A 13,394-nucleotide genomic window follows, 5' to 3' on the forward strand; every position below is an offset into this window, starting at 1 on the left:
AATGCAAAAATGGTGAGAGTATTTCAGCTAGAAACTGGTGCCCTTTCTGTCCTTTTTGCCTCGACGTCGACGTGGTAGCGTCGGCCAATGCTCCGCAACGGTGCGATCCGGGCGGCGCGTGGCAAATGAGATCACTCGGCTGAGCGGTCCTCCACGTGGTCCTCGGCCGGACGCTGTTGCGGTCATTGGTTCCGTGCTTCCGGCCTTGGGCGATGACTGGCGGCCCACCCGTGATCGTGTCCGGAAAATCTTGTCCAGCAGTCGAATCGGTGTTCGCGGGAAGGCGGCGCGGCGTGCTGATTCTCTCGGCGGCCGCTCGGATCAGGGTGATCTTGGAGGTGGCGGCGTCGTGGCCAGTCCGCACGGTTTTGTCGCCGCGGGAGCGTCGGTTCGCCGGCATGTCTGCAGGCTGATCGGCCGATTGAGGCCGCAGCGGGACGATTTTCTGTTGTCGGCGCGAGCGTGGCTCGAGATCGACGCCGACGTGCCGGTGCCGCAGTCGCCGGACGAGAACGAGACAGCCCATTTGCCTGGCGCGACAGCCAGTTCCGGGGCGGGCGGGCGGTGGCGGACGCCCGTGGGCGATGCTGCCGCGCGATCCGCGGAATCACAGTACGGTGTTCCGACGTGCCGGTGCGCGCTGACGAACTGGACGCCGGTAAGCACGCGCGACCGAGATGCCTTGCTGCGGCACCCGGCAAGGCTGTGCGGTGGTTCCCGGGCCGGCTCAGCGGATCGAGCGCGAGTTCGGTCCGGCCTGAGATGATCGCCGTCGTCCTCGGTGCGCTTGCCGCGCTCGGCTGGGGCGCGGCCGATTTCCTGGGTGGCCGGGCCAGCCGGAGCGCCTCGGCTGTCTCGGTGGTGACGTTGGCGCAGATTGTCACATTGCCTCTGGTGGCGGTCTGCCTGGCGGTCGGAGGCATTGCGTTTCCCACGCCGGTCACGTTCCTGTGGAGCGCCGCAGCCGGGCTTTCCGGGCTGGCTGGGCTGGTCTTGCTCTATCGGCTGCTGGCGGCCGAGGGCGCGGCGGTCGCGGTACCGGTGGCGGCGATGGTCACCGCGCTCGTGCCGCTGGTGATCGGGCTTGTCGTGGAGAACGCGCCATCGCCGCTCGCGCTCGTCGGCGGCTGTTGTGCGGTCGGTGCCGCATTCTTGGTCAGCATGGTCGCCCGCGAGGACCGTCGCGGAGTGTTCGTGCTGCGCACTATGGGTCTCTCGGCGCTATCCGGGCTGCTTCTCGGGCTGCAGCTCGCATTCATCGCCGCGCCCGGGCCGGTTGCGGGCTTGTGGCCGCTTGCGGGGGCCCGCCTCGCCTCGGTGGCGTGCGGTGCCGTGATCGCCGGGGGTGCCTTGAGGCGGGGCAGCGGGGTGGGCGTCCGGTGGCGTCTGGTCCTCGCCGCCGGTTTGCTGGACACCGGCGGGTTCGGGTTCTATCTGTTCGCGTTGGGCCATGGTCTGCTCAGCGTGGTCGGCCCGTTGGTCGCGCTGGCTCCCGCCGCAACGCTCGGACTGGCGCTCGCCATTGATCGCGAGCGGCTGGGACGGTGCCAGATGGCCGGGTTGCTGCTGGGCGCGGGCGCCTTGATTCTGACCTCGTTGTGAATTCGGCGGTCCTTCGCGATCTTGGCCGGACGGCGCGGAATGAAAGCGGTGCCTTCCGGCCGAGTCCGGTTGCGGAGCGAGGCGAATCGGATGCCTTTCCGGTCACGCCGCGGACGCGCAGCGGGTCCGGCCGACTGAACTGCGGCACTAACTGGCCACCGCGTCGACTGGGTCGCTCTTGCCTGGCTGGCAGCTGCGTCGGCGTTCCCGCGTTGTCTGCACGGGACGTCCACGACCAGGACTTCGGAGCGGACACCAGCGCGAGTGTTGCGGCGCGGCGGTGCACCCGCCGGAGCCTTCGATGCCGAATCGCTCTACCTGGCCGTGCTGGACGAGCCGCGCGGCCAGCCGCTGGCACCTGGCCGCGTTGTTGGTGACCGTGATTCCTTCGTGACGGCGGCCGGACTGGTCGACAAGCCAGCCTGAACCGGATCGAGACCCTGCCCTGTGATGGCTGGGGCACGGCCCCGCCCGCTCGACCCATTCGCGCCCGCGGACCTCGGGCCTGCTCGATCGGATCGCGATCGTCAGTGCCGCCGATGGTCCAGTCGCGCAGGCCGAGGTCGCCTATCGCCTCGATGCGCGGCACCGGTGCAGTGAACTTCGGTCGCCAGCACGTGATCACTGACTGGTCCCGGCATGTCCTTCGTCTCTATGCCCGATGGCTGGTTTCGTGCCCAATCCTTTGATCCGCAGGAGGATCTGGCCATCAGGGGCGACAGCAGTGCAGTCGACGGTCGCTGTCGCTTCGGTCGCGCTGGCATGAAGAATCACCGCACCATCACGGCGGGTTGCAAGAAGGCCATCGTTGTGTGTTGTGTGGATCTCGATCCAATCGATTGACGTAGGCACCGAAATCGAGTTCTGCCGCTGGCGTGCTTGGATGAGGACCGCGGTCCGGGCCAGGGCATCCAGTGTTACGACTGGCATGAGGAACCTTCCGAACACGGACTCGTCCCCGATCCTGAGTTCGAGGGCGGCGCTGCCCGTGTGCCGGTCAGAGAGGCAGTCGCGCAGGACGTCGAAAGGTCCGCTGAGGCGCACGACAGCATCGGAACGCACACATGGATCGTCTGTCGAGATGCCGGAGCGGTCGGTCTGCCAGTACTGCTGCGGGGGGATGGGGGGATGGTAGGCGGGCACGAGGTGGACCGTGAATCGGGCGTGCGGCCGGTCTCGGACGAGGACAGTGCCGTTGGCGTGAACGAAGTCCGAGGTGATCTGTACATCGACGCGGGTGTGTGCGCCGTCGGTCTCCAGCAGGCGCGCGGTGATGCGGCAGCGGGATCCGGTGCTGTCCGGGGTCGTCTGGAGGAATGCCGTGAACCTGGCGTCGGAGAACGCGCGTACGCGGGTGCCGGGCACCAGCGCAGTCGCTGCTTGCGCGGCCATCTCAAGTTCGACTGTGGCGGGAACGGTGGGCCGGCCGGAGACGAGATGATCGGCGAGGTAGGAATCGCGCAGAGGGTCGAAAATGTGCTGCCAGACCGCATGGTCGGCGGCATTTTCCAGGCAAGTGTCCAGGAAGAATGCGGGGGAGACATCCGCGTCGACAACGGCGACGGGTTTCGTCTGCGGTTTCGGGCTTCGGTCGACGTAGTACTGAATTTCCTTCGCGCCGCCATAGTAAGCCACGGGAGCTTGGTCGCGCTGAGTGGCCAGTTCGTTGAGGAAATGGGCCGCCCCTTCTCGCGGGGACAGCCCTGTGTTCTCGGCTCTGCGCGCCGCGGCGGCCTGGACCAGGGTGGAGGTTGCCAGGATGCCGGTGTCCGTCCAAGCCGGCCAGGCGATGGCGAACTCCCGATGCGGGCTGCAGGCAGCCGCTGTATGGAGATATTCATTGCCTGCCACGTAGTCGGTCTCGCCTGGCAGACCCATGGTGGCCGCCATGGAACCGAAACTGCACCAGGTTGCGACGTGCTCTCTGAACGCTTGGCGAAGGTTGTGGTAGCCGGCGACTTTGGTGTTCAGAACCGTACGGAAGTCGGCGAGGGTTTTCCTGTCCAGGTTGGCCGGTCGGCTGATCCCGGCGGCGAACAACATGAGGTCGATACGTCCGTGCTGATCGTGGATGCGCCGTGCGGCCGTATCCACATCGTTCTGGTCGGTGACGTCGCAGACGAGATAATGCACCCGATCCTCGCCGAGCCGGTCGCGCAACAGCCGCAAGGTCCGGTGCACCTCGTGGATACGGAGCCGCCGGTCGAACTCCGCATTGTGCTGGGCGAAACTGCCAACGTGTTCGGCCAGCCGTTGTCGCAGGAATTCCTTGCGGGTGGCGGCGAACTCCTCGAGCGAGATGTCGCTGTTGCTCGGCTGCTGGCCGATTTGGGTCGTGCCAAGGATCCACAGTGTGGGCCGAGCTTGGCGGGCGAGCGCGAGCAGGCATTCGGCGGTGATCCCGCGTGCGCCGCCGGCAGCCACGACCACGGATTCATCGGTGACCTGGATACTGCCGTGATCGTTGCGCACCGGCGCGTCCATGCCGTGGTGGACGGTCCGGACGCCGTCACGGTATTCAACGGCAGGGAAGTTGCGTCGCCGGGCCGACTCGAAACTCAGCTGGGCCAGTCCGGCGGCGAGGTCATGATCAGTGGTGGCAATCGCGAACACCTCGTTGTCGGGAAGTTCCCGGCTCAGTGCTCGGGTAGTTCCAGTGAACAGGCTCGCATGAGGGTGGATGGCGTTCGCCGCTACGCCGTCGAGCAAGAGGCAGCCGATCGATCCGTTGCCACGCAACCCGGAATGCCACTTCTTGGCCGCGAGAAAGTATGTCTCGTGCAGCCGGGTGAGGTCGGCCGGTGGGCGCTGGGGCCCGGTGCCGGCTGCTCCGACGGCAGCGATCACACGGAGATGCCGGATCGTGTCGAGGCCGGAGTCGATGTTCTCCAGGCTGTGTTCGTTGATCGCGATCAGCGTATGCACCGTCGGGGCAGCACATCCTGGCGTGGTGCAGATGACGATGCAGGAATAAGCGCGGGCGTAATCGGCCAGCTTGGCGGCGACGGCGGGATCGTTGGTCAGTACGGCAGTGCGCGGTGGGATGGCAGGCTGGGCGGGGCGGGTTGGTGTGCCGCAATCGGCGCGCCGGGTCATGACCAGACGGCGCGCGACCGCACGAGGAACAACCTCGACCGCAGCGGAGGGGCGTGCTTCTGTTCCGGTCACGAGAACGCGCTCTGCTGGTTCCTCCAGAGCGCGCAGGATGGCCACGGCACCGTCCGCGGAAAGAAATGTCGTGTCTGTCCCAGTGCCGTTGACCTGAACGGAGTAGGAAGCTCCGCTCTGCGGAACGGCGCGGACCACACCGAGAACAGGCAGCTCGAACCGGCTGGCGATCGAGGACCGGGTCAGGGCCAGCAGGAAGGCGCCTTCGGCGATGTTGGCGGTCTGCGTGCCGGTCAGTTCGGCCGCCCACTCGGTTGCGTTGCCGGACACGCCCATCACCAGCGCGAAATCGAGATCTCCGCTGCGCAGATATTGTTGCGCCAGGTCGACCGCGCAGAGGACCGAGTCACGGCCAGCGCCGACCGCGACGCTGGGACCGTGCAGGTCGAAGCGGTTGGCGACACGGCCGGCAACGACGTTGGGCATCAAGCCAGGCAAGACGTCCTCAGTGAGCGGCGGGATTGACTGATCTACCTGGTGGGCGAACTTTCGCAAGGCGGCGGCCGCCGTGTCCCGGCCTAGAGCGGTGAGATCGTCCGCAATAGCTGTGTATGTGTCGCGGTAGATCCGATTCACCGCGGTCCCCAGCAGACGCGGGGGCTCGAAATAACCAGAGAAGACGCCGGTGCGTTCTGTCAGCGGCTCCCACATCGCACCGTGCTCCTGGCGGAACCGTTCGACAACCTGCACGGCCATCAGCTGGGTGCGATCGGTGTCCCGCAGGGTGTTCCGGGAAAGCCGGACCTCGGCGAACGGCGGCTCCGGATACACCGTCCCGAAGCTCAAACCCTTCGGGAAGCCCTCACGCAACCACCGCTGGACGCGGGCGCGGTCGGGGTCACCGGGCAGAAGAGCGCTCCAGCCGACCAGGACCGTGGGGTCGTCGACGAGCGGCCGCGCGGATCGGTCTCCCTCGGCCGGCCGGTCGCGTACGATGAGGTGCGCATTGGTGCCACCGAAGCCGAAACTGGAGATTCCCGCAGTTCGGGGGCGATCCTGCCGCGCCGGCCACTGCCGGTCCTCGGTGTTGATGGCCACCGTGCCGGGCTGGGCATCGTGCGGTAGTCGCTGGAAGCGTTGCTGCGCGGGGATTCGGTCGTGCTGCATGGCCAGCAGAGCGTGCACTACGGAGACGGCTCCCGCAGCCCATCCGGTGTGTCCCAGCAGCGACTTGTTCGACGTAACCGCTACCGGGTGCCCGTCCATTTCCAGCCGGATGCTTGCCAGCTCGGCACTGTCACCTGCGACCGTTCCGGTCGCGTGGGCGACGATCCAGTCGACGTCCGCGGGGCGCAGATGGCTGATGGCGCGGGCGCGGGCCATGGCCCTGGTCTGCCCGGTCGGGTTGGGTGCGTAGATGGCCTTGCCCCGGCCATCGGATGCCGCACCGAAACCGGCCAGAACGCCTAGAATCCGATCACCGTCCGCCTGGGCACGGTCCACGGTCTTGAGGGCCACCACACAGGCCGCGTCGGTGAACAGGGTGCCATTCGCGGCGGCATCGAACGACCGTACGTCCTCGGTTGGGGTGAGACCCTTCAATTGGCAGAACAGCACGGCGGCCAAGGACGTCATCTCCTCGACACCACCGCACAGCGTGATGTCCTGCTGTCCGGCCAGCAGTTTGCGTACTCCGAGGTCGATGGCGTAGAGGGCGGAGGAACAAGCAGTGTCCAGGGAAATGATCTCTGTACCGGACGGCAGCACGCTGTCGACTGCTTCCTGGACAAGGAAATCGGGCAGCAAGTGGCGGGTCAGGGAACCGGCGTGCGGCAAGCTCCGGCGCGCCGCCTTCCAGATCTGGCCACGGTCAGCGGCCTGGGCCGCGGCGTGCGCGGCCAAACTCTCCTCCAGCCGCTGCCCGGTCTGCACCGAATTGCCTACGTAGCAGCCGCAGCGGTCCTGAGCACGCCGCGTAACCGGCTCCATGGCCTGACGCAAGGCGTGCTTGAGCCAGATGTGGGCGTATGCCGGCCCTGGCGAGCCTTCCTCAGGATCTTCGGATGCGGTCGGCGCTGGTGGTACCGGAAAGTCGTGGATGTAGCCGCCGAGCCGGGCGTAGGTGCGGTCGGGGGTGCCCGGTTCCGGCGGCGACCAGAACCGAGCGAGGTCGAAGCGCTCGCCTGGTTCGCTGAAAACCGGCTCGGAGTCGCACAGCAGGTCCCACAGTTCGGCGGGATTGTTGGCTTTGGGCACGGCCAGCCCCATGCCGACCACCGCGACCAACGGTGTCTCTGCCCTGCCTGCGATGTCCTCGGCGGCCGCTCGGCCGGATTCAGTCAGTTTCCCGCTGTCAGACATTCTGCGCCTCGCCGGGCCGCAGAATGAGTTCCGCGATCGCCGCCACCGTCGGGTAGTCGCCGGTACGAGTTCCCTCGGGAAGGGTGCCAAGGCGATACTTGTCCGCGGTCCACCTGAGCAGCTCGGTTCGCTTGAGCGAATCGACACCGAGGTCGGCTTCCAGATCGGCGTCCGAGGTGAAGACCTCTTCGGGATATCCCAGATGGTCGGCGTAGGCCGAGCACAGTTCGGCGATGAGCCGGTCCCGGTCCAGATCCGTCTCTGGCGAGCTGCTGATGTCCTTCTGCTTGGCCGGTGGCTGCACACTCGGGGCGGGATTCACGGTTCGCGCTGTGCCGCTCGCGGCAGACTCGCTCGTTCGTGCCGGCGCCGCGGTCCGGATCTTTTCCAGCTGCGAAGCGAGCGGGGATTCGCCGAACATGGCCACTGTGCTGACATCGGCGACGGCCCGGCAGGCCAAGGCCGTGAGAATGTTCCCCGTACCGCATTCTACGAAGGTGTCAGCGCCGTGCGCGTTCAGGTGCCGCACGGCGTCGAGATAGCGCACAGGTCGAGTCAGATGACCTGGCAGTGCCGCGCGGGCGGTCTCGCTGTCGGGATAGAAGCCGTTTTCGACGCTGGAGAAGACTCTGGCCGTGAGCGGCTGCGTCGCCACCGACGCAATCGACTCGGCGAAGGCACGGGCCGCTGGCTCGCACAGGCGATTGTGGAAGATGTAGGGAGACGGCAGGCGGCTCACTGGTGCACCTAGAGCCGCCGTTATCCTTGCAAACCGTTCCAGTTCGTCGTCTGGCCCCGAAACGACGCTTTGCCGTGGCGCGTTGACGGCTGCGATCTCCAGTCGGTGGAATCCGCCTCCGAGCAGTAGGTGCTCCACCCGGTCCGCCGGAAGGGGCACAGCCACGAGCCCTCCCGGGGGCGGCGGACTGGATCGCAGCGCCTCGCTACGCAAACACAGCACCCGCGCCCCGTTTTCGACGGTGAACGCTCCGGCAGCCGTCAGCGCCGCGATCTCGCCGAAACTGTGGCCAAGAAACACGTCGAAGGACACGCCGTGGATCGTGGACAATATCGCGTGTCCGGTCGTTCCGGCTGCGAAAATCGCCAGCATCAGGCGTTCAGGGGCATTCTGAGCCAGCACGTCGATGCCAGGGGCATCGGGATAGAGCAACAGGCTGGACACCGGGTCTATTCCATGCGCCGCGCCCACGGCGTCCGTGATTTCCAGTATCTCCCGCACGGCAGGCTCGTCCGCGAATTCAGCGAGACGTCCTGGTGCATAGGAGCCCTGTCCAGGGAAGACGCCAACGATCTCTTTGTGCATAAAATTCCTTTTCTGCACTCTGGCGGAAGTTTGAGGTCGAGCCCCACCTTCGCAACGGGTCAAAGTCGTCCACTGATCTGTTCTTCGTGAAGAAGCAGGCGTGAGCGATCATGTCTTGTCAACTTTTCAAGCTTCACTATAAAATACCTAAAAGGGTGGCGTACACCAATGTGTACAATCGGGCAAAATTGTTGACGTAAAGACTGAGCCCGTTCCCCGGCCGTACGGACGATTACCGGTTCGTCCAGCCGCGTCGTCACGTCCTGGAAACCGGCATCCCACGTACGGTGCAGCCGCTTGACCACTTCCTCCGTGCCGGTGAGCATGGTGCCGATCAGCTTCAACTCCACGCCGAAATCCTGGGCCACCCGGAATTCGGCGGCGAGCACCTCATCCTGCAGGCACTTGTCATCATGCTCACCAGGCATCGGACGCACAGCCGACATCGACCCGCCCGCCGACGGCGCGGGCATTGACTTCTGGATGCACGAACTCGTGGCCGGCGACGCCTGGGTCTGCCACGTAATCCCGCCTGCTCGGGGGAAGGGGCCACACCAGATCGAGGTCGAAGCCCGGCGGACGGCCCGACCGAACGGAACTCAGCGACCGTGTCGCGGAGATTGCGGCTGGCGATTGACACCGACGAGCGCTTCTCCTTCGGCTGGGCTACGACGGAACTGGTACCGGCGTCGCCGCCTCGATCCTCGCCGCGTTGGCGCTGGCGCAGCTGCGAGAGGATTTCTGCAACGAGGCGCTGATCGACGCTGCCGGCGAATGGCGGTTCTCCCGGATCGCCCTGCTGCGCTGGACCACGCGGTGGTACATCCTCAACCCCGTCGGCCGCTACCCCGGCGTTGTCGCTGGCGTACGCCACGGGGGGTACCGGCGCTGATGAGGAACAATGGCCCCGCCACGGGCATCAGATCCGAGCGGCGGGTTGCCCGGCGATCGCGGCCCGGCGAACACCTGGGCACTCGCCCGCGCCGCGCGCCGGATCAGTCTTCGTCGTCCTCAGGCGGGTTGCGGCCGAGCTTCGAGAAGGGTGTCGAGGCTTCGCCGGACGCGCCCGCCGCAGCAGTCAAGACGTTCCCGTGTCGGCGCACTGCTTACTGCAGGCGGCACCCCCCGCCGTCGGATCGCCGGACAGCGAGACCAGTCCGGAGGTTCGCCGGACTGGTCTCCGCTCAGCTCGTGCGGTCGGCGACGTGGCCGGCGATCCCAGTGCGCGAGGGAAGATCGAGCTTGCTGAGCAGCCGGTGCACGTGTGCCTGGACGGTGCGCCGGGGAAGTTCCAGCTTGGCCGCGATGTCCGGGTTCGACCGGCCTGCCGCGACCAGGGTCGCGATCTCCACTTCGACCGGCGAGAGCGAGGCCCAGCCGCGGTCCGGTCGCAGTGGCACCTCTTCGGCGCCGCGGTGGAGGCCGAACTCGGCGAGGCGGGTTTGCGCTCGTTCCAGGTCCCATTTGGCAGACAGGTTGGCGTAGATCTGGGTCGCTTGGTGGAACGCGGCGGCGGCCTGCCCGGCCTCGCCGGTCCTGGCGAGCAACACGGCGGCGTCCTCCATCGCCATCGCGAGCTCGACCGGCCGGCCGACCTCGCGGTAGTTGTCGGCAGCGGTCAGCACCTGCGCGGGCTGGCCGGTGAACAGGCCCCGGCACCAGTTCGCGGCCGCCGCGGCCCGGGCCGGCGTGCTTTCTTTCGCGGCCTCCTCCTCACAGATCGTCAGCGCCAGCCGGGCTTGGCCCAGATCGCCCGCCGCCAGAGCCAGCCGCGCGACGTAGGGAAGCCACTGGTGGCGCAGCATCATCTGCGCGTAGGTCGGGGTGAGGATCGGCCGAAGCACCGCAAGCGCGCCGTGCAGGTCGCCGCGCTGTTCGGCTTCCAGCGATTGGGCCATGAGAAGGAAATCGAAGCTTTCCCGCTCGGCTTCGGTGACTGGGCCGAACGCGTTGGCCGCGTCGAGGTGCGCCGCCGCCTGGATCGCGTCGCCGCGCCGCCCGGCGATCAGTGCGGCGACGCCGTGCAGCAGCAGCACGGCGGCCGGCGGCTCGCGCAAGCCGTAGAACGTGATGGCGGGCCCGTCCTCGGTGACCGAGTCGAGTTCGACCACCGCTTCGTTCCACCGGCCCACCCAGTAGTAGTGCACCGCCGCGGAGACCTGCAGGGCGGCTGGCAGGGCATGGTCGGCGGCCACCCGGTGCGCGGTGCGCAAGGTGTTGTCGGCCTCGTCGAGCAGGTTGAGGTTCTCGAGCGTGAACAACCGGTTGTCGAGCAGGTCGACGTGCAAATCGGCGAGTTCTGCGACCGGCTGGACCACGTTGATCGCCGCGTTGGCGTGGACCAGGGCGGCCTCGTGGTCGCGCCGCACCGAGGAGACCAGCCACAGCGTCTGAAGTGCGTGCGCGGTCAGGTATTCGTCGCCCGCGGCCGCGTCGAGGGCCCGCTTCGCCGAGGACTCCGCAGTGTCCAAGTCGTAGAGGCCGCCGCGGCGGAAATTGGCGAGCAGATGCTTGTGCCGGCGGCGCCATAGGTCCGGAACTTCCTCGTCGCCGGCGGCCGCGTCGAGCATGGCGACCGCTTCGGCGGTTTCGCCGTGCCGGACATGCATCACCGACAGCAGTTGCCGGGTCTCCGCCGCACGGTACGGATCTTTCGCGACGGCAAGGGTTTTCTTCGCGAGTTCGATGGGATCCCGGTCGAGCCGGAAGAGCACTTTGACCGTCGCAGCAGCCAGCACCTCCCAGTTCGGATCCTCCGGCGGGCACTCGTCGAGCGCCATCGACATCAGATCGGCGGAGAGCTGCGGGGCGCGGCTGGCCAGAGGTTCGTGATGATCGGCCAGCCAGGAGAGCGCCCACTGGTCCATCACATTCGCCATCGCCAGCTGCTCGGCGATGCCGGTTACCGGCGCGCCGATCCCGGCCAGCGCTTCGGCGGCTTTCCGGTGCAGCCGGGGATGCGCTTGCGCCGGATTCCAGTGGTAGAAAGTGTGCCACAGCGCGGCGTGCCGGAAAGCGAGCTTCGTACCCGAGTCCACCAGCAGGTTGGCGCGCACGCTGTCCTCCAGCAACGTGACCAGCTCCAGCGGGCTCTTGCCGATCACCGCGGCGAGTTCGGTCACGGTGAACTCGGTACCGAGCAACGCCGCGACCTTGAGCGTCTCCTGCACCTCGCCGGGCAAGGACTGCAAGCGGCGGCGGAGCGTGGCGGCGAGCGAACCGGGCGCGGAGAAACTCGCGGTGCTCGCCAAATCCACCACCCCGTCTGCGGACACCAGCGTGTTCTCCCGGCGCACCGCGTCGGTGAGTTCCTTGATGTACAACGGACTTCCGTAGGCTTCCGCGACCAGTTCGCGCAAGGCTGGGCCGACGGACGCGCCGAGAACCGACTCCTGCAGCCGTACCGCTTCGGAATCGGTCAGCGGCTGCAGGGAGAGGATCTGCCCGCCGCGGGTCTCCAGATCGTGGCGCAGCCGGGCCAGCTGATTGCTGCGCGGGGCGGGTCGGGCGGCTGCCACGAGCAGAAGCGGCAGCTGACGGGTTGCGGCGTACAGCCGTCGCCAGAACTGGACGCTCATCTCGTCCGCCCACTGGATGTCGTCCATGACCAGGACTACCGGGGCCTGTGCGCACAGTTCGTCGACTAGCGTCAGCAGCCGGCCGACAGCGGTTAGGCCGGAATCGGTTTCCCCCCACAGCCCGCCGTTTTTTTCCGCCGGGAACAGTTCGCCGGCGAGTGCCGACCGGGCCGGGTCGGGCGAAGCCGAGTCGATTCCCAGGCAGTCCAGTACCACCCGCAACGGCACTCGCGCCCGCAACTCGTCGGAGACCGCCCATCCCAGCTGCCCGCCGGTGCCGCGGACGTCGGCGAGCGCCGCCGCTAGCAGGGTGGATTTGCCGATGCCCATGTCGCCTTCGACCCACGCCGCCCCGCCCCGGCCGTCCCGGACGTCGTCGACCAGCCTGCGCAGCAGCGCCAACTCCGCGGCGCGCCCGAGAAGCGGTTCCGGCTGGGCTAGTTCGTGCTTGACGTTCGGGGGCACCGCGTCCAGCGGCATCGGCCGCCGCGGGGCGCCGGCCGGCCGGGCGGCCGCCAGATCCGGGTCCTGGTCCAGGATCCGGGCCTGCAGCTCCTTCAATTCGGGTCCAGGCTCGACGCCGAGTTCCCGGACGAGCGTCCGCCGCGCGTTCTGGAACACCTCGAGCGCTTCGGCATGCTGGCCGCTGCGGTAGAGCGCCAGCATCAGTGACGCGTGCAGCGATTCCTGCAGCGGATGCTCTCGCACCAGCGCGGCGAGCTCCGGGGCGAGCTCGCGGTGGCGGCCGAGATCCAGCCCCGCACGGGCCTGGTGTTCCAGCGCGGAGAGCCGCAGATCCGCCAGCCGATCGCGTTCCCGTTCGGCGAACGGCCCGGGCAGGCCGGACAGCGGGTCGCCCCGCCATAGGGCAAGCGCTTCGTGCGCGGCTGCGGCGACGTCCGCCGGATCTGTCGCTGCCTGCATCGCCACGATCAGCCGCTCGAACCGGACCGCGTCGATGTTCTCGCCGCTGATCCGCAGGCCGTACCGGCCGGATTCGCTTGTCAGCAAGGTGCCCGCGGCGCGGCGGGGCCGGTCCGGTTCCAGTGTTCGCCGCAGGCCGGAGAGATAGGTGTGGATATTGCCGTTCACGCTCGACGGCGGGTCGTCGCCCCACACCGCCGCGATCAGCTCGTGCCGGCCGACTTGCCGTCCGTTGTTCAGCGCCAGCATGACGAACACGGCTCGCTGCCGGGCCGGGCCGAGCGGGACCTCGTGGGTTCCCCGCCACGCCTGCACCGATCCGAGGACCTGGAGGGAGAGCGCGCCGGGCTCAGCCATGCCGGGCCTCCCGGATCGCGGCGCGCGGTCGGGCGGCCGGCACCGCCAATCGCGGGGAATGAGCGTTCGAGACCGCGTGACCGATCGGGATCGTTGTTCTCATGTTCCGCTCGCGGGGTAGCAGTGGGGACCGAAAACAG

At 67.6% G+C, this 13,394-nt stretch carries 6 protein-coding genes; 2 read left to right on the forward strand and 4 right to left on the reverse strand.

The features are described from left to right. Window positions 1-762 precede the first annotated feature (762 nt). Window positions 763-1,602, forward strand: a complete 840-nt coding sequence (locus tag ABD156_RS24390; RefSeq protein ID WP_344278004.1) for an EamA family transporter — start codon at window positions 763-765, stop codon at window positions 1,600-1,602. Between the two features lie 621 nt (window positions 1,603-2,223). Here ABD156_RS24390 and ABD156_RS24395 read toward each other — a convergent pair. From ABD156_RS24395 to ABD156_RS24405, 3 genes are read right to left on the reverse strand one after another with little or no spacing between them, the layout of a single operon-like run. Continuing rightward, window positions 2,224-7,071: an SDR family oxidoreductase gene (locus ABD156_RS24395; RefSeq protein ID WP_344278006.1), complete on the reverse strand. Its 4,848-nt coding sequence runs from the start codon at window positions 7,069-7,071 to the stop codon at window positions 2,224-2,226. Further along, complete coding sequence (locus ABD156_RS24400) at window positions 7,064-8,395, reverse strand: acyltransferase domain-containing protein (protein WP_344278009.1); 1,332 nt, start codon at window positions 8,393-8,395, stop codon at window positions 7,064-7,066. The genes ABD156_RS24395 and ABD156_RS24400 overlap by 8 nt, the downstream gene beginning before the upstream one ends. A 59-nt stretch (window positions 8,396-8,454) precedes the next feature. Further along, window positions 8,455-8,868 (reverse strand): hypothetical protein, encoded by a 414-nt coding sequence (locus ABD156_RS24405; RefSeq protein ID WP_344278012.1) that lies wholly within the window; start codon window positions 8,866-8,868, stop codon window positions 8,455-8,457. Between the two features lie 239 nt (window positions 8,869-9,107). On the opposite strand from ABD156_RS24405, the gene ABD156_RS24410 reads away from it, so the two are divergent. Next, a complete protein-coding gene (locus tag ABD156_RS24410; protein WP_344278015.1) occupies window positions 9,108-9,287 on the forward strand; it encodes a hypothetical protein in 180 nt (59 codons plus the stop codon). A gap of 292 nt (window positions 9,288-9,579) precedes the next feature. On the opposite strand, the gene ABD156_RS24415 is transcribed toward ABD156_RS24410, so the two are convergent. Further along, window positions 9,580-13,254 (reverse strand): ATP-binding protein, encoded by a 3,675-nt coding sequence (locus tag ABD156_RS24415; protein ID WP_344278018.1) that lies wholly within the window; start codon window positions 13,252-13,254, stop codon window positions 9,580-9,582. Between the last annotated feature and the right edge of the window lie 140 nt (window positions 13,255-13,394).

This window comes from Amycolatopsis albidoflavus (genome assembly GCF_039525725.1).
GTDB lineage: Bacteria > Actinomycetota > Actinomycetes > Mycobacteriales > Pseudonocardiaceae > Amycolatopsis > Amycolatopsis albidoflava.